Genomic DNA, 21,837 nt, shown 5'->3' on the forward strand with positions numbered 1-21,837 from the left:
CGGAACCAAACTTCATTACCGCGATTTAACACAGACGCTCATCGGGGCAACGAACCATGAAGATGCTCAAGCGTCTCTTCCGATTGACCTGGCTACGCCGCGTCCCACGCAACTCAGCAGAATTTCCGCCTGCCGGCATCGATCCCGACGAATTCAGCCGCCTGCTGTGCAGCGGGCGCCGCGAGGATTTGCGGAAACTGGCCAAGCGGTTGAGCCAGCGCTCGCGGGCCCACGCCTAGGCAGTGGATCAGGTGGAATGATGAGCCGGTTCTGACTGAGCCAGAACCGGCAGGTCCGAAGCGCGGTCTAGTTCTGCCCCCAGGCGGCTAATGCCGTGGCGAAAGCGGAATCTCCCGCTGATCCTTTTTCTACCGCGAGGATCGAGCGATGCTGATTGCCGTCAACGATCGCGATATCGAACCAAGGTCGCTCCTTGAGCGCCTGGAGGTTGCGCTGCCGGTCCGCCTGGCCATTCGATAGGCCGATCATGAACATGTTGTCGGTGACCCTGGCGGAAATGCCGGCGAGCGCAGTACCGCGTCCCTGCTCGGTCGATTTCGTGAGAATACCCGCGACGTTATTGATGCGCTGCCCGATGAATCCAGGGACCGGCACGAATGTCAGCTCAATCAGATGGCTGGCCGGAAGAGCCTTGTCCGTGATGCGTTTGAGGGTCAGCGTCATCTTGAAGCGCTTCGGGATATCGACGTCGGCGAGCACGATCGTTTCATCGGGCGCACCAGCCGATTTGATCGTATCGGTGTGCCAGACGACCGAACCCAGAAGCTTCCGGCCGTACGGATCGCTCGTATCCTCCTCGAACAGCACGGCCCAGGCGGCGGATTGCTCCGTGTCGTCAGCAGCGGCATGTACTCTGCCCGGATGGATGGCAATCGATGCCAGCAAGGCAAGCGCAAAGCTCAGTCGGCCGCGCAGTCGGCACCTGCGGGGTGCGCTTAGGCCGTGCTCGGTTGTTGTCATGACTGGACTTCCGTCGCCGCGATGGGCTTCTCTACCGAAGCGTGAAAAGTCCCGCAAGCGCACTTGGACCTGATTGGTTACGGCTTCGCCTTCTCGTGATTGCCGATCCCGACCGCCTTGTAGTCGTAGGTCGGATAAAACTCGGTGTGATAGGCGCCCCAGGCACTGTTCTCGATGACGCGATTGACCTCGCGCAATCGCGAGGCCGGCAGCCGCAGGGTCACCACCTGGCCGACCCCCATCATCACATACCAGCTCACGACCTCGACACCGTCGGGCGGAAACGCCTTGTAGAAGCCCTGCCGCTCGAGTTGCGCATTCAATTCGCTGAGCGGGCGCGACTGATCATGCTTGAAGAAGATGGTGACCATGATCGCGTTGTCTGACGTCGGCGCTGCATTGCCGGTCGGCGTGGTCTGGGCCCGCGCGCCGGTGCCGGACAGCAGTGCTGCGGCCAGCGCCGCAATCGCCATCCAGGATTCTTTCCGCCCGTTCCGCCCTCGCTTCATTGTCGCGCCCTTTTGTTGTTGATCGAGAGGCGGCGATCATCGCGGCGCATGCCGGGGCTGTAAATTGACATTCGCCTGACCCGCGGGGCCTGGAGCATTTTCGGTTCTGATAGAATCAGAACCGAAGCTCCAGTTTGTCGTTTTGCCGCGTTTTCTTCACGCGAACCGGCGTCCACTTCGCTCGAAAACGCTCTAGGCCGATAGGCCGATGTGATCCGTCTCATACGCGCGTAGCCCGGCATGCGGTAAGCCGGTGCGATCCCGATGCCCGGAGGGCTGGTCGATGACGACCCGGCGAATGGCGTATTGGTGGCTCAGGTTCGTCCTTTCGGGACGCTTCCTGGAGAAGTTCTTTCGGCTCCGGCGACCTTGATGTCCGAGGGGCGGCGCGAATCGTGCCCATTTCAACCTGAGCCCAGCGGGCGGATGTGGGTGCGGATGCGCCCGGGAGCGCCCTGGGAAGGTAAAGCCCCACCTGCGCGATCATCGGAATGAGGCGCCTCGGTGTCCCGTAAGAATACCGTCCTTCCGATCAAACAAGGGAGATTCGTTGCCAAATCAGCGGTAATCTGCGCCTGCTTGGCAGGTCGGGGTCCGAGGTCACAGTTGCGTCACCCGTAGTTTTACGGAGTCCCGTGTTAACGCGGCCACAAGTTCACCTTCGGTAAACCATACTTATGACGCAACATGACAACCGAGCCGAGGCCCGCCTTCCGACATGGATGGGCGGAACCGCGACGCTGGAGGCACAGCCGCCCGAGCTTCAGGGAGCCGCTGCGCCGCGAGCGCAGGCGACCGCGGACGCCGGTGCGGCGATCGTCCGGCAGTTCAACGGGCCGGTGACGGCGCTGCTCCTCTATATGAACGAGCTCAAACAGCACAGTCAGCAGTTCGCGCATGCGCCCGGCAACGGCGTCTATCTGCGGCAGGTGATCGAGAACGCGCTCGAGCAGACCGAGCGGGTTTCTGCGATGCTGAAGCAGATCTCCGATCTCTATCCGAATGCGCTTCCGGCCACCGATCTCAGGCCGCCGCTCGACGACAAGCCGGCAGGTGCCCGATCGCCCGACGTCATGTTCACGCCGGAGGCGGGCCGCAAGCCGTTGACCAAGCGCGAGCGTGAGGTGCTCAGCCTGATCAGCGATGGCTATTCCAACAAGCAGGGCGCGTTGCGGATGAACATCAGCCCGCGCACGTTCGAGAGCCATCGCGCCGAGGCCATGCGCAAACTCGGCGCGCGCAACACCGCAGATCTGGTCCGCAAGGCCTTGTTGCATTCTGCTTAGAGCGTTTTCGGGCGAAGCGGGCACCGGTTCGCGTGAAGAAAACGCGTCAAAACAAGAGTCTGGAGCTTCGGTTCTGATTCAATCAGAACCGAAAATGCTCTAGAAATTGTCTTCCGCGGCGAAGCACAGGCGCGGTGCGGGCCGCGCGGCGGAGGCGGCTGTCTTCGGCTCGTCCGGAACGATCGTGACCACCCATGCCGCCATCGCGCCGGACTTGCTCTCGACGATCGCGCGCACACGTCCCGTCACTGTCGCGCCGGCGGACCTGACGGTGGCGGGCCGGCCGTTGAACTGGGCCATGCGGAAGCGCCGGGCTTCCTTCCGGTCGGTCGTCTCGTACGTGAACATCGGCTCCCCCGTGCGTCGACGCAACTTTGCGGATGCAGCGTTATCCGACGGTGAAAATCGTACGCCGTAGAAGTACGGCTTGCGCGCCTCTTAGAGCGTTTTCGAGCGAAGTGGACACCGGTTCGCGGGAAGAAAACGTGTCAAGAATGGCAAGCTCTAGCCGCCGGCTTCCTGGCAACTCAGCAGCCTCGCATATTGCGCCTTGACCGTGGCGTAGCACTCGCACGCGGTCCTGATCAGTCCGTCCGCATTGGTGATCTCGATATGGCCGCGGCTGTAGTGGATGAAATTGGCCTGTTGCAGGGTATGCGCGACTAGCGACACGCTGTTGCGGCGCGCGCCGATCATCTGGGCCATTGCCTCCTGCGTCAGGGCGATCTTGTTGCTGCCGGAAAGGTCGCGCGTGTGCAGCAGGCATCGCGCCAGCCGCGACTCCACGGTGTGCGCGGCATTGCAGCCGGCGGTCTGCTGGATCTGGGCATAGACGGCGAGACCGTGCCGAATCAGCATCGCTCGCAGAGACGGACTCTCGCCGGCGGCCGCCCGCAAGGCTTCGACCTCGATCGTCGAAGCGACGCCCGGCACCAGCACGACGGCGCTGTTCAGCGTGGGGGCTTCACCAAGCCCCGCGAACGCACCATAGATGCTGCCGCGGCCGACCATCGCGGTCTGCACGCACACGCCTCTTGCCAGCCTGACCACCAACGAGATCACCCCCTTGTGCGGCATGTATGTCCGCTTGAGCATCTCGTCGGTCTCGATCAGGACTGAATCGGCGGCGAGGTCGATCGTCCGCAAATAGGGCCGGATCAGCCCAAAATCGCTCTCCGAGAGCGAAGCCAGAAATCCGTTGGGCGGTCGCGGAACCGTCTCCAAAGCAACCTCCTGCCTCCCGGCAAAGCTTGTCTCTGGTCATCAGGGCTAATGCGTGCAGTTGGGTCGTTCTACAACTTATTCTGGCACGTCTTGGTTCCAATGGAAACATATCTTGGTTCCATTAGGAACAGCTATCGCCACAGGATCGGGTTTGTGTCGCCCGGCAAATCAGTTGAGCGCGCGCTGCCTCGATCAATCTTCCGGCCCGATCAATTGTTCGGCGTGGGCCTTGACGGTCGCATAACATTCACACGCCGCCTTCCGCAGGCCGTCGATATCGGTGATTTCGATATGGCCGCGGCTGTAGCGCAGGATACCGGCCTGCTGAAACCCATGCGCGACGATCGAAACCGCATTGCGCCGCACGCCGATCATCTGCGCCAGCATCTCCTGAGTCAGCGGCAAGGCTTCGCTGCCGCAGAGGTCGCGCGCGCGCAGCAGCCAGCGCGACAGTCGCGCCTCCACCGGATGCGACACATTGCAGGCGACGGATTGCTGGGTCTGCGCCATCAGCGCCTGCTCATAGAGAGCAACGAGGGTCCGGAACGGCGCGCTGCGATTGGCGGCCTCGCGGAAATCTTCCGCCCGCACCATCGATGCCGTGCCCGGCACCACCACAATCGCGTCGGCGAGCAGCGGCCGCTCATGCAGGGCGGCGGATGCGCCGACGATGCCGTCACGACCAATGGTTGCAATCTCGACTGACTGCCCGTCAGACAGATTGACCATCATCGAGACCACGCCGCCGTGCGGGAAATAGACCCGCTGCACCGGCGCGCCGGCATTGGCGAGCACCGTTTCCTTGGTCAGATCGACGGATTCCAGAAGGGGATGAAGTTGCGCGTATTCCGTGGAGGGAAGTGCTTGCAACAGGCGATTGGGCGGACGCGATACCGCGGACATTGGAACTCCTGCCGAGGGCGGGAGCACTATGGTCTCGCATCACCTACTCTTGGCGTGTGGAGAGCGAACATAGCTTGCCTGTCCAATAGCACAAGGGTTGTGGTGCGAACCTTATACCCTCTAGGGGGCAGACGGTCGGCAATCGCATCGACTTGCGCGGCGTTCGAGGCGATTCGGATGCCGCACATCCCGGACGATACGGTTGGGACATTGCCTCGCATTTATTGATTTCCATTAACTCTAATGCCTGCTCAAGCGTGCGCCGTCGCAATTGCCATCGCGGATATTGAAGCCCGCGATGGGCAGCGCGAGCATGCGCCAAGTCCCGCAAATGCGAGGACTAATTCGCTGTCACGAGATTGATCCGGCGGCGAACACGCGCCGCTCAGCCGGGCCTCTGCGCCGCGGCCCAAGAATTACCGGCAAAGCTATCCTGGGTATTTGTACGGAGCGGCCCTTTAACGAACGGGTAGCGCGGACGGACCAGTGTGGCATCGGTCGCCGTGCGAAATTTACGGCGTCGCGTCATTCGTGTTCATCCAGAAGGGTACCAGTATGTCCGGCATCGTCCTTTCGTCATCGGTCCGTCAGAACCTGCTTTCGCTGCAGTCGACGGCCGACCTGCTCGCCACTACGCAGAACCGCTTGTCCACCGGCAAGAAGGTCAACACCGCTCTCGACAATCCGACCAACTTCTTCACGGCGCAGTCGCTCGACAACCGCGCCAGCGACATCAACAATCTGCTGGATGGCATCGGCAACGGCGTGCAGGTGCTGCAGGCCGCCAACACCGGCATCACCTCGCTGCAGAAGCTCGTCGACAGCGCCAAGTCGGTCGCCAACCAGGCCCTGCAGGCCGCGGTCGGTTATTCCCAGAAGTCGCAGGTGACGACCGCCGTGGTTACTGGCGCCACCACCGACGATATCCGTGGCACCGCCACCTACAGCAATGCCATCCTCGCTGGTACGGCCGTCAATAACAATCTCACGACGCCCGCGGCAATCACCACCGCAACCAAGCTCGTCACTGCGACCAACTCCGATACCCTGGCGGCTACTCCGACCGGCACGATCAACGTCAACGGCAAGTCGATCACGTTCTCGACCTCGCAGACCACTTCGACGACCGATTCGTCCGGCAACGTCACCCTCGGCACGGGCGCTGGCAGCAACCTGACCGTCGGCGACCTGCTCACGGCGATCGACGGCATCACCGGCACGACCACCGCTTCCACCATTACGGCTGGTGCGCTCCAGATCAGCACGGGCGTCAACCAGGACCTCAACATCTCCGGCTCGGGCCTCGCCGCTTTCGGCCTTACCGCCGGAACCAAGGCACGCACCGTGGCAACGCCTTCGCCGCTGGATGGCTTGACGCTGACGATCGGCGCGACCGGCAACGGCAAGGCTACCAACATTACGTTCGGTAGCGGCGCGGGCCAGGTGAAGTCCCTCAACGACCTGAACAACGCTCTGTCGGCCAACAACCTGCAGGCGTCGCTCAGCGCAAGCGGTGCGCTCACCATCAGCACCACGAACGATGCTGCGTCTTCGACCATCGGCACGATCGGTGGCACGGCAGCTGCTTCCGGCAAGTTGTTCAACGGCCTCGCGGGTAGCGCCCCGGTGCAGGATCCGAACGGCCTGTCGAATCGCGCCAACCTGGTCAATCAGTACAACAACATCCTGGATCAGATCACCACCACCGCCCAGGATGCGTCGTACAACGGCATCAACCTGCTCAACGGCGATCAGCTCAAGCTAACCTTCAACGAGACGGGCTCCTCGACGCTGAAGATCCAGGGCGTTACCTTCGATGCCTCCGGCCTCAACCTCACCAAGCTGACCGCCGGCACGGACTTCATCGACAACGCTTCGGCCAACGCCACGCTGAAGACGCTCAACAGCGCGAGCGGCCTGCTGCGCACCCAGGCTTCGACCCTCGGTTCGAACCTGTCGATCGTGCAGATCCGCCAGGACTTCTCGAAGAACCTGATCAACGTGCTGCAGACCGGCTCGTCCAACCTGACGCTGGCCGACACCAACGAGGAAGCGGCCAACAGCCAGGCGCTGTCGACCCGCCAGTCGATTGCGGTGTCCGCACTGGCTCTGGCCAACCAGTCGCAGCAGAGCGTTCTGCAGCTGCTCCGCTAAGCGTAGTCGCGACAGACAACGACTATCGAGGCGGCGGAGGAAACTCCGCCGCCTTTGCTTTTGGGTTCGCTTAACCATCCCGTCGGTTTCAAGTCATGTTCAACCCACGGGCGATCGCGTCCTGATGCAGGCGGATGTCATGGCTGCCAGCGTTTCGCCGAATTTGACGGCCCCTCGATCTCATTTCGTTCAAATTGCGACGACAGGTGGAACGGGCTCTTTCCCGTCCGGGTGGTATGGGCCTGTTGCTGTGAAACGGGCCGTGATGTCGTGATGCGTCGTCCTTGAAAGGCTTCATCGTCCGTATTTGCACGGACGACGAAATTAACGTCGCCGTGAAGCCGGCCAAGTTATCGATGCGAGGCGAGCGTTCCGTAGCACCTTGAGGGGACCGATTCATGGACGATCTGTTGCGCGAGTTCCTGACGGAGAGCAGCGAGAGCCTGGATACGGTCGACAACCAGCTGGTGCAGTTCGAGCAGGATCCGAACAACGCGAAGATCCTGGACAACATTTTCCGCCTTGTGCACACCATCAAGGGCACCTGCGGCTTCCTCGGGCTGCCGCGGCTGGAAGCGCTGGCGCATGCCGGCGAGACCCTGATGGGCAAATTCCGCGACGGCATGCCGGTGAAAGCGGAAGCCGTGACGCTGATCCTGTCCTCGATCGACCGCATCAAGGAGATCCTCGGTGGGCTCGAGGCGACCGAGGCCGAGCCCGAGGGTAACGACCGCGATCTGATCGATCAGCTCGAGGCGATGGTCGAGCGCGGCATGGCCGCGATGGCTGCCGGCGAGACTGCTGCTGAAGATATGCCTGTCGTTGAATCGCCATCCGTGCAGGCGGCAATGACCGAAGGCACGCTGGTGGTGCAGACGCTGGAGCGTCCGCTGCGTCCGGGCGAGGTCTCGCTCGACGAGCTCGAGCGCGCCTTCCGCGAGACCGAGACCGAACTGGCTGCACCGGCACCTGCGCCGGTCGCGAAGCCCGCGGCCGCTGCCCCCGCAGCCGAGCCGACGGAGGCTGCAAAGAAGCCGGCCCGCAAGGCCGCCGCCGAGGATGTTGTCCAGGAAGGCGACAAGATCGCCAACCAGTCGATCCGGGTCAATGTCGATACCCTCGAACACCTCATGACCATGGTCTCCGAGCTGGTGCTGACCCGCAACCAGCTGCTCGAGATATCCAGGCGCAACGAGGACACCGAGTTCAAGGTGCCGCTGCAGCGGCTCTCCAACGTCACCGCCGAGCTGCAGGAAGGCGTCATGAAGACGCGCATGCAGCCGATCGGCAATGCCTGGCAGAAGCTGCCGCGCATCGTCCGCGACCTCTCCGGCGAACTCGGCAAGCAGATCGAGCTGGAGATGCACGGCGCCGACACCGAGCTCGACCGCCAGGTGCTCGACCTGATCAAGGATCCGTTGACGCACATGGTGCGCAACTCCGCCGATCATGGCCTGGAGACCACCGCCGAGCGGGTCGCCAGCGGCAAGCCCGAGCAGGGCACCATCCGCCTCTCCGCCTATCACGAAGGCGGCCACATCATCATCTGCATCGCCGACAATGGCCGCGGGCTCAACACCGAGCGGATCAAGGCCAAGGCGCTCCAGAACGGTCTCGTCACCGAGGCCGAGCTGGAGAAGATGACCGAGGCCCAGATCCACAAGTTCATCTTCGCGCCGGGCTTCTCGACCGCAGCGCAAGTGACCTCGGTGTCCGGCCGCGGCGTCGGCATGGACGTGGTGCGCACCAATATCGACCAGATCGGCGGCACCATCGACATCAAGAGCGTGGCCGGCGAGGGCGCCTCCGTCACCATCAAGATCCCGCTGACCCTGGCGATCGTCTCCGCCTTGATCGTGGAAGCCGGCGGCGACCGCTTCGCCATCCCGCAGCTCTCGGTGGTCGAGTTGGTGCGGGCCCGCGCCAACTCCGAGCACCGCATCGAGCGGATCAAGGACACCGCGGTGCTGCGGCTGCGCAACAAGCTGCTGCCGCTGATCCATCTCAAGAAGCTGCTCAAGATCGACGACGGCGCGACGTCGGATGCCGAGAACAGCTTCATCGTGGTGACGCAGGTCGGCAGCCAGACTTTTGGCATCGTGGTCGACGGCGTGTTCCACACCGAGGAGATCGTGGTCAAGCCGATGTCGACCAAGCTGCGGCACATCGACATGTTCTCCGGCAACACCATCCTGGGCGATGGCGCCGTCATCATGATCATCGACCCCAACGGCATCGCAAAAGCGCTCGGCGCTTCCGGCTCCTCGGCCCATGACATGGCCGACGACAATGCCGCGGCGCATGCCTCGAGCGGCGAGCAGCTGACCTCGCTGCTGGTGTTCCGCGCCGGTTCCTCGCAGCCCAAGGCGGTGCCGCTCGGCCTCGTCACGCGGCTCGAGGAGATCGCAACCGACAAGATCGAGCTCTCCAACGGCCGCTACATGGTGCAGTACCGCGAGCAGCTGATGCCGCTGGTGCAGATGATAGGCGTCGAGGTGCAGACCCAAGGGGCGCAGCCGATCCTGGTGTTCGCCGACGACGGCCGCTCGATGGGGCTCGTGGTCGACGAGATCATCGACATCGTCGAGGAGCGGCTCAACATCGAGGTCGCGGGCAGCCAGGACGGCATTCTGGGTTCGGCCGTGATCAAGGGCCAGGCCACCGAGGTGATCGACGTCGGCCACTTCCTGCCGATGGCGTTTGCCGACTGGTTCTCGCGCAAGGAGATGCGCCCGTCGGCCTCGGCGCAGTCGGTGCTGCTGGTCGACGACAGCGCGTTCTTCCGCAACATGCTGGCGCCGGTCTTGAAGGCCGCCGGCTACAAGGTGCGGACCGCGCCGAATGCGCAGGAAGGGCTCGCCGCGCTGCGCTCGGGGCAGGCCTTCGACGTCGTGCTGACCGACATCGAGATGCCCGAGATGAACGGTTTTGAGTTCGCCGAGAACATCCGCAGTGACCACAACCTCGTCGGGCTGCCGATCATCGCGCTGTCGGCGATGGTGTCGCCGGCGGCGATCGAGCGCGGCCGGCAGGCCGGCTTCCACGACTATGTTGCCAAGTTTGATCGTCCCGGGCTGATCGCGGCGCTGAAAGAGCAGACCGCCGAACTGCGCCGCGCCGCGTGACCGGATCCAAGGAAACGAATTGATGACCAGCAAGACCGAGACCAGTGAAGGTGCGATGGCCGAATACGTCACCGCGGTGATCGGCGGACAGCTGTTCGGCCTGCCGATCTCGCGGGTGCAGGACGTGTTCATGCCGGAGCGGCTGACGCGGGTGCCGCTGGCCTCCAGCGAAATCGCCGGCGTGCTCAATCTGCGCGGCCGCATCGTGACGGTGGTCGACATGCGCGCCCGGCTCGGCCTGCCGAAGGCCGACGACGGCAAGCCGCCGATGGCGGTCGGCGTCGACCAGCGCGGCGAATCCTATGGCCTCCTGATCGACCAGATCGGCGAGGTGCTTCGGCTGTCCGACGACAGCCGCCAGGACAACCCGGTCAACCTCGATCCCCGCATGGCCCGGCTCGCCGGCGGCGTTCACCGCCTCGACGGACAGCTCATGGTCGTCCTCGATGTCGATCGCGTGCTCGAATTGGTGCCGAAGACACTTGCTGCAGCGTAACGCTCCGCCGCGGAGACGGCGGACTCTACAAGGAGGCCAACATATGAAGACATGTCTTGTCGTCGACGATTCCGGTGTGGTGCGAAAAATCGCACGCCGCATCCTCGAAGGAATGGAATTCACCGTCATCGAAGCCGAGGACGGCGCGGTCGCGCTCGAAGCCTGCAAGCTGGCGTTGCCGGACGCGGTACTGCTCGACTGGAACATGCCGGTCATGGACGGCTTCGAATTCCTCGTGCAGCTCCGCCGCATGCCCGGCGGCGATGTGCCGAAAGTTGTGTTCTGCACCACCGAGAACGGCATCGACCACATCTCGCGGGCGCTGCATGCCGGCGCCAACGAGTACATCATGAAGCCGTTCGACAAGGACATCGTGATCGCGAAATTCCAGGAAGTGGGTCTGCTGGCGCTCGATGCGCCGGCCGAAGCCTAATACCCAGTTTCAACCTTTGTCTTTGCGAGGCTCCCGTGACGCCCCCCGACTACGAGTATCTGCGTAAGCTCCTGAAGGACCATTCCGGTCTCGATCTGTCTGCGGACAAGCAATATCTGATCGAGAGCCGCCTGCTGCCGCTGGCCCGCAAATGCGGTCTGTCCGGTATCCCCGACCTGATCGCCAAGATCAAGGCCGGCTCGTCCACGCACACCGTCCAGGTGGTCGAGGCGATGACCACCAACGAGACGTTCTTCTTCCGCGACAAGGTGCCGTTCGATCATTTTCGCGACACCATCATGCCCGAGGTTCTGAAAGCGCGTGCCGCGCGCCGCAGCGTCCGGATCTGGTGCGCCGCCGGCTCGACCGGCCAGGAGCCCTATTCGCTGGCGATGTGCCTCAAGGAGATGGGCGCGGCGCTTGCCGGATGGCGGGTCGAGATCACCGCGACCGACCTGTCGCAGGAGGTGCTGGAGAAGTCGAAAGCCGGCATCTACAGCCAGTTCGAGGTGCAGCGCGGGCTGCCGATCCAGATGCTGGTGAAGTATTTCAAGCAGTCGGGCGAACTCTGGCAGATCAATCCCGAGTTGCGCGCGATGGTGCAGCACCGTCAGCTCAATCTGCTGCACGATTTCTCCCAGCTCGGCACGTTCGATGTGATCTTCTGCCGCAACGTGCTGATCTATTTCGATCAGGACACCAAGATCAACATCTTCAACCGGCTCGCCCGGTTGATGGAGGCCGACGGCTTCCTGGTGCTCGGCGCCGCCGAAACCGTGGTCGGCCTGACCGACACGTTCAAGCCGATTCCCGAGCGGCGTGGCCTGTACCGGCCGAGCGGAGTGCGGCCGGCGCTTGCGATACCGCGGACTGCCATGGCGGTTGGATATTGAGCGATGACGGAGGACGGCAAATCAATTGAGCGTGTCACGTTCAGCCGGGGCGTCGATGTCTGCATCATGGCCATCGACGGCACCTGGCGGCGCGACTGCCAGCTCAATGCCATCTCCGACAATGGCGCGGCGCTGACCGTCGAGGGTTCCATTCAGGGGCTCAACCTGAAGGAGTTCTTCCTCTTGCTGTCGTCGACCGGGCTCGCCTATCGCCGCTGCGAACTGGTCCGCGTCAACGGCACCGAAATGGACATCAGCTTCCTCAAGGGCAAGCCGAGCAAGCGGCGGTCGGGCTCCGACGAAGAGCGGGCCAGAGCGTGATATCAACAAGACCTGATATCAAGTAGGTCTGACGTGAAGAAGGCCTGACCCGGCTGGGCGCGCGATGCCTGCCGCCAATCCGAACCTGGAACGGATCGTCGCCCCGAGAATTGGGCATCGTCGGCACAATCTGTATGATGGCGCCGAACTTGGCGCTGGCCGGTCCGGCTGGTCAGTTCAGGAAACGCGCCGGTGCCTCTGGATCGCGCAGCCGATCGAGTGCCATGCCGAGGCCGGTGTCGCAGGCCTTCAGGGCCGTGGAGGCCACTGCGTAGCGCGGGGTGACGTCGTCAAGCACGAAGATGTTGGCAGCGTCGTCCTGCTCGGCCAGAAATGCCTCGCGCGCGATCGCCGCCTCGATCAGCCGCAGGCTCGCCTGGACATGGCCGATCAGCGCGACCAGGTCGGTCACGATCAGGCTGTAGGGATCGCTGCCCTCGTCCAGGCACACCGCAACGCCGTCCGCCGCTGCATTTTCCATGCATGTTTCTCCACTGCCCCCACTTTTAGGGACCGCGGTGCTACTTGTGCGTTAAGCGGACGTCCCGTACAAATACGGGTCCATTGATCGAGATGGTCGAGTTACGTCTTGTGCAGTCTTGGCAGCACGCTTCACCACTGATGGACGGATGCATATGGTTGAGAATGGCGCTCCTCGCGGGGAAATCTTTGTAGTCGACGACGACCCCGCCGTTCGCGAGACGCTTTCCGTGGTCCTGTCGACCGCTGGCTACAAGGTGATCTGCTTTGCGGACGGCGCCGCGCTGCTCGCGGTGGCGCGCAGCCGGACGCCGGCCTGCATCCTGCTCGACGTGCATATCCCCGGCAAATCCGGCCTCGATATCCTGAAGGAGCTGCACGGCGAGGATTATCCGGCACCGATTTTCATGATCTCCGGCCAGGGCGACATCACGATGGCGGTCAGCGCCATCAAGAACGGCGCGCTCGACTTCATCGAGAAGCCGTTCCGCGGCAACGAGATCGTCAGCCGCCTGAATGAGGCGATCGACGCCTACACCAGGCGCCAGGCCGAGACCTCGGCATCCCGCATCGCCGCGCTGCATTTTCCGGGGCGCGAGCCGCTCACTCGTCGCGAGCGCGAGGTGCTTGAGCAGTTCACCGCGGGCGCCTCCAACAAGGAGGCCGGGCGTCATCTCGGGATCAGCCCGCGTACGATCGAGGATCACCGCGCCAACATCATGAAGAAGCTCGGCGCGCGCAATGCCGCCGACCTCGTCCGCATCGTGATGACGGCGCAGCAGAAGTAAGCCAAGGCCGGCCAAGGCCGGTTGGCGCGCGGATTTCCACATTGCGCGGTTTGTGCACCGCACGCTCAGCTTGTGGTGCGGGCCAGTACCGATTTGCGAAACAGGTGCGGGCGGTGAACGGCACGTCTGCGCCGCGCGCGGGACGACACGTCCGGAAATCCTGTATATGCGTGGCGCAGGGCGTGCGCGCTGAGACCTCGCGCGTGCGAGCAATATCGAAACACGCAGTATCGAAGCATATGGCGCATCCAAGATGACCAAGAAGAACAAGACCCCGGATCAATTGCGCAGCGCGCGCTGGTTTGCGCCCGACGATTTGCGCGCCTTCGGCCACAGATCGCGCGCGATGCAGATGGGCTACGCGCCGGAGGAGTGGCGCGACCGGCCGGTGATCGCGATCATCAACACCTGGTCGGACGCGCAGCCCTGCCACATGCACTTCAAGAGCCGGGTCGATGACGTGAAGCGCGGCGTGCTGATGGCCGGCGGCTTTCCGCTGGAGCTGCCGGCGCTGTCGCTGTCGGAATCGCTGCTGAAGCCGACCACGATGCTCTACCGCAACATGCTGGCGATGGATGCCGAGGAGCTGTTGCGCGGCCATCCGGTCGACGGCGTGGTGCTGATGGGCGGCTGCGACAAGACCACGCCCGGGCTGCTGCTCGGGGCCACCAGCATGAATCTGCCGGCGATATATCTGCCGGCTGGGCCGATGCTACGCGGCAACTGGAAAGGCAAGACGCTCGGCTCCGGCTCGGACGCCTGGAAATACTGGGACGAGCGCCGCGCCGGCAAGATCTCCGACAAGGACTGGGTCGACATGGAGGCCGGCATCGCCCGCAGCTATGGCACCTGCATGACCATGGGCACGGCCTCCACCATGACCGCGATTGCCGAAGCCATCGGCATGACGCTGCCCGGTGCCTCGTCGATCCCCGCGGCCGATGCCAACCATATCCGGATGAGTTCGGAAGCCGGCCGCCGCATCGTCGAGATGGTGTGGGAGGATCTGACGCCGCAGAAGATCCAGACGCGAAAAGCGTTCGAGAACGCGATCACGGTCGCGATGGCGATGGGCTGTTCGACCAACGCCATTATTCATCTCATTGCGCAGGCGCGCCGCGCCGGCCAGGACATTTCGCTCGACGATTTCGAGATCGCGAGCCGCAAGGTGCCTGTCATCGCCAATGTGCGGCCGAGCGGCGACCTCTATCTGATGGAAGATTTCTTCTATGCCGGCGGGTTGCCCGGCCTGATGAACCGGATCAAGCAGCATCTGCATCTCGACTGCATGACCGTGTCAGGCAAGACGCTCGGCGAGAACATCGAAGGCGCGGAAGTCCATAATGACGACGTCATCCGCACCGTCGACAACCCGATCTACAAGGAGGGCGCGCTGGCGGTGCTGAAGGGCAATCTCGCGCCCGACGGCTGTGTGATCAAGCCGAGCGCCTGCGATCCGCGCTTCCTCAAGCACACCGGACCGGCGCTGGTGTTCGACGACTATCCCTCGATGAAGAAGGCGGTCGACGACCCCGATCTCGATGTCACGGCCGATCACGTCCTGATCCTGCGCAATGCCGGCCCGCAGGGTGGCCCCGGCATGCCGGAATGGGGCATGCTGCCGATCCCGACCAAGCTCGTGAAGCAGGGCGTGCGGGACATGGTGCGGCTGTCGGACGCGCGGATGAGCGGCACCAGCTACGGCGCCTGCATCCTGCACGTCTCGCCGGAGTCCTTCATCGGAGGCCCGTTGGCGCTGGTGAGGAACGGCGACCGCATCACGCTCGACGTCGCCGCGCGCACCATCAATCTCGATGTGTCCGAGGCGGAACTCGCCAAACGCCGTGCCGAATGGAAGCAGCCGGAAAAGCGCTTCGAGCGCGGCTATGGCTGGATGTTCTCGAAGCACATCAAGCAGGCCAATGAGGGTTGCGACTTCGATTTCCTCGAGACCGGTTTTGGTAAACCGGTGGGCGAACCTTCGATTTACTAACCTCCGTCATTCCGGGGCGCGCGAAGCGCGAGCCCGGAATCCATTTCGCCTCGATCTATGCGGCCCGATGGATTCCGGGCCTGGCCCTGCGGGTCATCCCGGAATGACGAAAGAACAGAGAGCAAGCAAGTCATGTCCAAACTGAGCGACACCACCCGCAACAAGCTGAAATCCGTCTCCACCGCGACGGTCGCAACCGCGCTGTTCAAGCGCGGCTTGCGGATCCAGATGATCCAGGATGTTCACCCGTTGAGCCCGGAGCAGCCGAACATGGTCGGCGAGGCTTTCACGCTGCGCTACATGCCGGCGCGCGAGGACCTCAACACGATCGAGGTGTTCCGCGACCGCGCCCATCCGCAGCGCAAGGCGATCGAGGACTGCCCGCCCGGCAGCGTGCTGGTCATGGACAGCCGCAAGGATGCGCGCGCGGCCTCGGCCGGCGCAATCCTGGTGACGCGGCTGATGAAGCGCGGCTGCGCCGGCGTCGTCACCGATGGCGGTTTCCGCGATTCCGCCGAGATCGCGCGGCTCGGCTTTCCGGCGTTTCATCATCGCCCGAGCGCGCCGACCAATCTCACGCTGCATCAGGCGATCGAGATCAATGTCCCGATTGGCTGCGGCGACGCGCCGGTGTTTCCCGGCGACGTGATCCTCGGCGACAGCGACGGCGTCATCGTGATCCCGGCGCATCTCGCCGACGAGATCGCGAACGAGACCTTCGAGATGACCGCGTTCGAGGATTTCGTAACCGAGCAGGTCCAGAACGGCCGCGGCATCTTCGGCCTCTATCCCGCGACCGACGAGCAGACGCTGAAGGATTTTGCAGCCTGGCGGAAGGCGAAGGGGCGGTAGCTCCACCGCCGTCGTCTGGATGAGTGACCGCCACGCATTCAGCCGTCGTCCCGGCGAAGGCCGGGACCCATAACCACAGGGAGGGGTTTGGCGAAGATTAGCAGTGCCGTGGTACTGCGACTTCCTTGCTCGATAGATCACGCCGTATGGGTCCTGGTTTTCGCCAGGACGACGATAGGTATCCGGGTTACGGGACCTCGCTACACTTCCGCCTTGTCCGCCATCCCGACCGCCCACAGCGCAAACGCGTAGACGATCGCGACCTCGTCGAGGCGGTTGAAGCGGCCGGAGGCGCCGCCGTGGCCGGCGCCCATGTTGGTGCGCAGCAGCACCGGGCCGCCGCCACGCATGGTGGCACGCAGCCGCGCGATCCATTTCGCCGGCTCCCAATAGGTGACGCGAGGATCGGTCAAGCCGCCCATCGCGAGGATAGCAGGATAGTCCTTGGCCGCGACATTGTCGTAGGGCGAATAGGACAGGATGGTGCGAAAGTCCTTTTCGCTCTCGATCGGGTTGCCCCATTCCGGCCATTCCGGCGGCGTCAGTGGCAGCGTGTCGTCGAGCATGGTGTTGAGCACGTCGACGAACGGCACCTCGGCGACGATGCCGGCGAAAAGTTCGCCGGCGCGGTTGGCGACCGCGCCCATCAGCATGCCGCCGGCCGAGCCGCCATGGCCGACGATGCGTTTTGCACCCGTGTATTTCGCCTCGATCAAAGCGCTTCCGGCGGCGGCGAAATCGTCGAACGTGTTGGTCTTCTTCTCGCGCTTGCCATCGAGATACCAGCCCCAGCCCTTGTCGGCGCCGCCGCGGATATGCGCGATCGCATAGACGAAGCCGCGGTCGACCAGCGACAGCCGGTTGGCGGCAAACGACGCCGGCATCGCCATGCCGTAGGAGCCGTAGCCATAGAGCAAGAGCGGCGCGTTGCCGTCACGGACAAAGTCCTTGCGGTGCAGGATCGAGACCGGCACCTGCGCGCCGTCGTGCGAGGTCGCCATGATGCGCGTGGTGACGTAGTCGGCGGGGTTATGGCCGGACGGAATCTCCTGCCGCTTGCGCAATACCCGCGTCCGCGTCGCCATATCGTAGTCATAGACCTCCGACGGCGTCGTCATCGACGAATAGGCAAACCGTAAATTGGTGGTGTCGAACTCGTAGCCGCCCATGGTATCGAGCGAATAGGCCGCCTCGTCGAACGCGATCGCGTGCTCCTCGCCGCTCTTGAGGTCGCGGATGATGATTGCCGGCAGCGCGTTGGCGCGCTCCAGCCGCACCATGTGGCCGGCATAAAGCTCGACGTCGAGCACATAGACGCCCTCGCGATACGGGATCAGGTCGCGCCAGTTGGCGCGCTCGGGCGAGGCGAGCGGTGCGGTGACGACCTTGAAGTCGATGGCGTCGTCGGCATTGGTCAGGATGAAGAGTTCGTCGCCGCGGTCGGCGATCGAATATTGCACGCCTTCCTCGCGCGCTGCGACCAGCCGTGGCGGTACGTCGGGATTGGAAAGATCGATCAGCCGCTGCTCGGAGGTCTCATGGTCGCCGCCGGCGATTACGCAGAAGCGGCCGCTCGCGCTCTCGTGCAGATGGGTGAACCAGCCGGAATCCTGCTCCTCATAGATCAGGGTGTCGTCGGCTTGTTTGGTGCCGAGCCTGTGCCGCCACACCTGCATCGGGCGATGGTTGTCGTCGAGCTTGACGTAGAAGAAGCTCCTGGAATCCGCGGCCCAGACCACGCCGCCATCGGTTTCCTCGACGAGGTCGTCGAGATCGCCGTCGGTTGCCCAGTCGCGCACGCGGATCGAAAAATATTCGGAGCCCTTGGTGTCGGCGCTCCAGGCGTGCAGGCGATGGTCGTTGGAATGCCGGCTGCCGCCGAACTTGAAATATTCGTGGTCCTTCGCCAGCGCGTCGCCATCGAGCACGACATGCGCGTCGCCGCCGTCGCGCGGCGTGCGGCAGTACAGCTCATGCTGGCCGCCCTCGCGGAACTTGCGGAAATAGGCGAATGGGCCGTCCGGCGACGGCACGCTGGAATCATCCTCCTTGATCCGCCCGCGCATCTCCTTGACCAGCCGCTTCTGCAAGCCGTCGGTGTGGCCGAGCAGGCTCTCAGTGTAGCCGTTCTCGGCTTCGAGATAGCTCCGGATGTCAGGATCGAGGATCGAGGGATCGCGCAGCACCTCCTGCCATTTCGGATCCTTGATCCAGGCATAGTCGTCGCTCACCGTGATGCCGTGGGTGGTGAAGGAATGCGGCCGGCGCGGCGCGACGGGGGGCGATGTTGTGGTGGCGGATTTGGTCACGCGATCCTCATGGTGTGGGGTTCCACTTTATATCGGGATGAATGTGGCGATTGCCAGATGGGTGGGTCGTCATTGCGAGCGCAGCGAAGCAATCCATCTCTCGCCGACGGGATAGGATGGATTGCTTCGTCGCTTCGCTCCTCGCAATGACGGGGAGAAAACAGCGCTTATCCGTTCCGCAGCTTCGCGCCGGCGTTACCGCCGGACATCGGGATCTGGTTCACCGCCAGCACCACGGCGAAGGTGATCACCAGCATCGCGATGCCGAGCACCGCGATCGCGGCGAGATCGCCGCCCTCGTTGAGGTCGTAGATCAGGACCGATAGCACCTTGGTCTGCGAGGTGAACAGCACGATCGCGGCCGACAGTTCCCGCATCACGCCGATGAAGATGAAGCACCAGGTCGCGATCACGCCGGTGCGCAGCAGGGGGGCGGTGATCTGGCGCAGCGCCTGCAGCCGCGTCGCGCCGAGGATGCGGCTCGCTTCCTCGAGCTCGGGATGGATGGTCGTGAACGCCGCCTGCAACTGCTGATAGGCCGACGGCAGATTGATGGTGAGGAACGCCAGCAGCAAGATCCACAGCGTGCCGTACAGCACGAAGGGCGGCCGCGTGTAGCTTAAGAACAGGCCGACACCGAGCACGATGCCGGGAACGGCGACCGGCGCGGTGGCAAGGAAACCGAGCACGCGATGGCCCGCGATCACCTTGCGCGTCGTCACATACGCGATGACGAGCGCGAGGATGGTGCCGATCGTCGCGGTCGCGGCGCCCAGGATCACGGTGTTCTTCAGCGCAAGTTGCGTCGACGACAGCTCGGTGAACACGAAGACGATGTTGTGCAAGGTCAGTGTCGACGGCGTCACCAGCGTGGTGGCGTTGGGCGAGAACGCGGCGTTGAGCAGCGCGAGGTAGGGCAGGAACACGGGATTGAGCAGGACCAAAAGGCAGAAGCCGAGCGCGGCCCAGCGCCAGCCGCGCAACTCGACCCGGCGCGGCGCGCCATATTTGCCGCCGATCACCGAATAGCCGCGCCGACCGAGCAGCGCCTTCTGCCCCTGCAGCAGCAGGATGGTCAACACCAGCAGCGGCACCGCGGCGGCGGCGGCGAGCTCGAGCTTCGGCGGATACTGGAACAGGCTCCAGATCTTGGTGGTCATGGTGTGGAAACCGGCCGGCAGCGCCAGGATCGCCGGCGAGCCGAACAGCGTCATCGCCTGCAGGAAGGCGATCAGCGCGCCCGCGACCAGCGCGGGCAGCGCAAGCGGGATCGTCACCCGCCGCGCCGTGGTCCAGGCATTGCCGCCGAGGATCGCGGAGGCGTCTTCCAGCTCGCCCGGCATGGTGTCGAGCGCATTGGCCACCAGCACGAACACGAACGGGAAGGTGTAGCAGGAGATCACGAAGATGATCCCGGTCATCGAATAGATGTTGAACAGCGCGTCGGCATCTTCGCCTGCGAACAGCCGGTAGAGCTGATTGAGCAGCCCCGAATTCGGTGCTGCGAGTAGTTCCCAGGCGACCGCGCCGAGAAACGGCGGCGTCACGAACGAGGCCGTCACCAGCGCGCGGATGGTCTGCCGGCCCGGCATGTCGGTGCGCGACACCAGCCAGCTGAGCGGCGCCGCGACGATGCAGCAGATCAGCGCCGAGGTCGTTGCGATGATCGCGGTCGTCAGCAGCGGATCGAGGAAATCCGGATTGCTGAACAGCGTGATGAAGTTTTGCAGCGTCGGATGGCGGCTTTTGTCGGTGAAGGCGTAGACGGCGAGCCACGACAGCGGCAGCAGGATGAGGAGGATGAGAACCGCGGCGAACAGCCACAGGACCGGGCGCGTCCAGTCGATGCGGGGGCGGGCGACGGGGGAGGTGGTGGTTGTCATTTGAAGACTCTCTCCCCGTCATTCCGGGGCGCGCGCAGCGCGAGCCCGGAATCCATAACCACCATCGTGAGTATGGATTCCGGGTCTGCGCCAAGAGGCGCATCCCGGAATGACGATTGGTGTGAAGGCCGTAGCATCTAAACCCGAAACAGCCGCGCATAGCGCGTCTTGATCTCTTCGGTCATCGCCTCCACCCCCGCCGGATCCTCCTTCATCAGCTTGATGTCGGAGAGCTTGCGCCGGCCGGCCTTCGGCTGCACCTGCGCATGCACCGAATACTGCCCGGTGAAGTCGACGAAGAACTGCTGGGTCTCGCGGGTGTGCAGCCAGGCCTGAAACAGTTTTGCGGCGTTCGGATGCGGCGCACCGGCGAAGATACCGGTCGGTCCCGAGATCGTCGGCGTGCCCTCGGTCGGATAAACCGGCTCGACCGGCTGACCGGCTTCCTTCAGGAGCACGATGCCGTATTCATTGCCGTCGGCCATCACAGCGCGCTCGCCGAGCGAGAGCTTCTTCGGCGGGTCGGTCGAGGACTGCACCTGCATCACGCGCTGCTTCGAAAGCTTCTCCAGGTAGGGCCAGCCGAGCTCGCGCACGATCTGAAACGTCGTGGTCATGATGGTGCCGCTATAGGCCGGATGGCCCTTCACCATCTTGCCCATCCACTTTGGATCGAGCAGATCGGCAAAGCTTTTCGGCGCATCCTCCGCTTTCACCAGGTTGGTGTTGTAGGCGATCGACGACAGCCACAGCCGCGTGGTCGCGGCCATGCCGTCCGGATCGCGATATCCATCGGGAAAGTGCCTGGCGACGTCCTCCGGCACGAACGGCATCAGCCAGCCGTTCTTCTTCCATGGGATGAAGTGCGAGGCATCGGCGCTGTTGACGACATCGGCCGCATGGATGTTGGAATCGAATTCCTGCGCCACGCGCTGGAACAGCCGCTCCGAGCCTGAGCGCTCGATCTGCACGCTGATGCCGGGATAGGCCGCCTCGAATGCCTTGCCGAGCTTTTCGCCGACCGGCAGGTCCATCGACGAATAGAACACGAGCTTGCCTTCTTTGGTCGCGGCCGCGACGAGGTCAGGCGTGATCGCGGCCGGCTCGGGCGCTGCGGCGCGTGCCGGCGAAGCGAACACCTTTCCGAGTGCAAGCGCCGCAGAGCCCTTCAGGACGTGGCGTCTGGAGATTTGTTTCCGCATCGCGT

20 protein-coding genes are annotated in these 21,837 nt (G+C 63.7%); 11 read left to right on the forward strand and 9 right to left on the reverse strand.

Annotation, left to right across the window (positions count from 1 at the left end):
• Positions 1-56 precede the first annotated feature (56 nt).
• On the forward strand, positions 57-239 hold the full coding sequence (locus ACE103_RS01525) for a hypothetical protein (protein WP_375778065.1): 183 nt from the start codon (positions 57-59) through the stop codon (positions 237-239).
• 67 nt (positions 240-306) lie between these two features.
• Here the strand turns inward: ACE103_RS01525 and ACE103_RS01530 are convergent, their stop codons facing one another.
• Both ACE103_RS01530 and ACE103_RS01535 read right to left on the reverse strand, forming a co-directional pair.
• Positions 307-981 (reverse strand): hypothetical protein, encoded by a 675-nt coding sequence (locus tag ACE103_RS01530; protein WP_375778066.1) that lies wholly within the window; start codon positions 979-981, stop codon positions 307-309.
• A 77-nt stretch (positions 982-1,058) separates the two neighbouring features.
• A complete protein-coding gene (locus ACE103_RS01535) occupies positions 1,059-1,454 on the reverse strand; it encodes a hypothetical protein (RefSeq protein ID WP_375778067.1) in 396 nt (131 codons plus the stop codon).
• A 713-nt stretch (positions 1,455-2,167) separates the two neighbouring features.
• Between ACE103_RS01535 and ACE103_RS01540 the strand changes: the two genes are divergently transcribed.
• On the forward strand, positions 2,168-2,776 hold the full coding sequence (locus ACE103_RS01540) for a helix-turn-helix transcriptional regulator (RefSeq protein ID WP_375778068.1): 609 nt from the start codon (positions 2,168-2,170) through the stop codon (positions 2,774-2,776).
• Positions 2,777-2,875: 99 nt separating this feature from the next.
• On the opposite strand, the gene ACE103_RS01545 is transcribed toward ACE103_RS01540, so the two are convergent.
• The 3 genes from ACE103_RS01545 to ACE103_RS01555 all read right to left on the reverse strand — a co-directional run bounded on the left by ACE103_RS01545 (position 2,876) and on the right by ACE103_RS01555 (position 4,903).
• Positions 2,876-3,124: a hypothetical protein gene (locus ACE103_RS01545; protein ID WP_375778069.1), complete on the reverse strand. Its 249-nt coding sequence runs from the start codon at positions 3,122-3,124 to the stop codon at positions 2,876-2,878.
• Between the two features lie 156 nt (positions 3,125-3,280).
• On the reverse strand, positions 3,281-4,000 hold the full coding sequence (locus ACE103_RS01550) for a Crp/Fnr family transcriptional regulator (protein WP_375778070.1): 720 nt from the start codon (positions 3,998-4,000) through the stop codon (positions 3,281-3,283).
• A gap of 192 nt (positions 4,001-4,192) precedes the next feature.
• The gene (locus ACE103_RS01555; protein ID WP_375778071.1) at positions 4,193-4,903 is read right to left on the reverse strand and encodes a Crp/Fnr family transcriptional regulator; all 711 of its coding nucleotides are present in this window, start codon (positions 4,901-4,903) and stop codon (positions 4,193-4,195) included.
• 555 nt (positions 4,904-5,458) lie between these two features.
• Between ACE103_RS01555 and ACE103_RS01560 the strand changes: the two genes are divergently transcribed.
• The 6 genes from ACE103_RS01560 to ACE103_RS01585 all read left to right on the forward strand — a co-directional run bounded on the left by ACE103_RS01560 (position 5,459) and on the right by ACE103_RS01585 (position 12,325).
• Positions 5,459-7,057: a flagellin gene (locus ACE103_RS01560; RefSeq protein WP_223977864.1), complete on the forward strand. Its 1,599-nt coding sequence runs from the start codon at positions 5,459-5,461 to the stop codon at positions 7,055-7,057.
• Between the two features lie 398 nt (positions 7,058-7,455).
• Positions 7,456-10,182 (forward strand): chemotaxis protein CheW, encoded by a 2,727-nt coding sequence (locus ACE103_RS01565; protein WP_375778072.1) that lies wholly within the window; start codon positions 7,456-7,458, stop codon positions 10,180-10,182.
• Positions 10,183-10,204: 22 nt separating this feature from the next.
• A complete protein-coding gene (locus tag ACE103_RS01570) occupies positions 10,205-10,678 on the forward strand; it encodes a chemotaxis protein CheW (protein WP_223974446.1) in 474 nt (157 codons plus the stop codon).
• Between the two features lie 43 nt (positions 10,679-10,721).
• Positions 10,722-11,111, forward strand: coding sequence for a PleD family two-component system response regulator (locus ACE103_RS01575; RefSeq protein WP_375778073.1), 390 nt, complete (start codon positions 10,722-10,724; stop codon positions 11,109-11,111).
• 35 nt (positions 11,112-11,146) lie between these two features.
• On the forward strand, positions 11,147-12,004 hold the full coding sequence (locus tag ACE103_RS01580) for a CheR family methyltransferase (RefSeq protein ID WP_375778074.1): 858 nt from the start codon (positions 11,147-11,149) through the stop codon (positions 12,002-12,004).
• 3 nt (positions 12,005-12,007) lie between these two features.
• On the forward strand, positions 12,008-12,325 hold the full coding sequence (locus ACE103_RS01585; protein ID WP_223974450.1) for a PilZ domain-containing protein: 318 nt from the start codon (positions 12,008-12,010) through the stop codon (positions 12,323-12,325).
• A gap of 172 nt (positions 12,326-12,497) precedes the next feature.
• Here ACE103_RS01585 and ACE103_RS01590 read toward each other — a convergent pair whose 3' ends face one another.
• Entirely contained in the window at positions 12,498-12,806 is a 309-nt protein-coding gene (locus ACE103_RS01590; protein ID WP_375778075.1) for a hypothetical protein, read from the reverse strand.
• Between the two features lie 154 nt (positions 12,807-12,960).
• On the opposite strand from ACE103_RS01590, the gene ACE103_RS01595 reads away from it, so the two are divergent.
• The 3 genes from ACE103_RS01595 (at position 12,961) to ACE103_RS01605 (ending at position 16,438) form a co-directional block, all read left to right on the forward strand.
• Complete coding sequence (locus ACE103_RS01595; RefSeq protein WP_092121810.1) at positions 12,961-13,593, forward strand: response regulator transcription factor; 633 nt, start codon at positions 12,961-12,963, stop codon at positions 13,591-13,593.
• A gap of 253 nt (positions 13,594-13,846) precedes the next feature.
• Positions 13,847-15,586 carry an L-arabinonate dehydratase gene (gene araD / locus ACE103_RS01600; RefSeq protein WP_375778076.1) on the forward strand — a complete coding sequence of 580 codons (1,740 nt, stop codon included), beginning with the start codon at positions 13,847-13,849 and terminating at the stop codon, positions 15,584-15,586.
• Positions 15,587-15,718: 132 nt separating this feature from the next.
• Positions 15,719-16,438, forward strand: a complete 720-nt coding sequence (locus ACE103_RS01605) for a ribonuclease activity regulator RraA (RefSeq protein ID WP_375778077.1) — start codon at positions 15,719-15,721, stop codon at positions 16,436-16,438.
• 200 nt (positions 16,439-16,638) lie between these two features.
• On the opposite strand, the gene ACE103_RS01610 is transcribed toward ACE103_RS01605, so the two are convergent.
• From ACE103_RS01610 to ACE103_RS01620, 3 genes are all read right to left on the reverse strand, one after another.
• Positions 16,639-18,747 (reverse strand): S9 family peptidase, encoded by a 2,109-nt coding sequence (locus tag ACE103_RS01610; RefSeq protein WP_375778078.1) that lies wholly within the window; start codon positions 18,745-18,747, stop codon positions 16,639-16,641.
• Between the two features lie 167 nt (positions 18,748-18,914).
• Positions 18,915-20,630: an ABC transporter permease gene (locus tag ACE103_RS01615; protein WP_375778079.1), complete on the reverse strand. Its 1,716-nt coding sequence runs from the start codon at positions 20,628-20,630 to the stop codon at positions 18,915-18,917.
• 137 nt (positions 20,631-20,767) lie between these two features.
• Positions 20,768-21,832: an ABC transporter substrate-binding protein gene (locus ACE103_RS01620; protein ID WP_375778080.1), complete on the reverse strand. Its 1,065-nt coding sequence runs from the start codon at positions 21,830-21,832 to the stop codon at positions 20,768-20,770.
• Between the last annotated feature and the right edge of the window lie 5 nt (positions 21,833-21,837).

Origin of the sequence: Bradyrhizobium sp. ma5, from assembly GCF_042258955.1 — a bacterium.
In the GTDB taxonomy this organism is placed as follows: Bacteria; Pseudomonadota; Alphaproteobacteria; order Rhizobiales; family Xanthobacteraceae; genus Bradyrhizobium.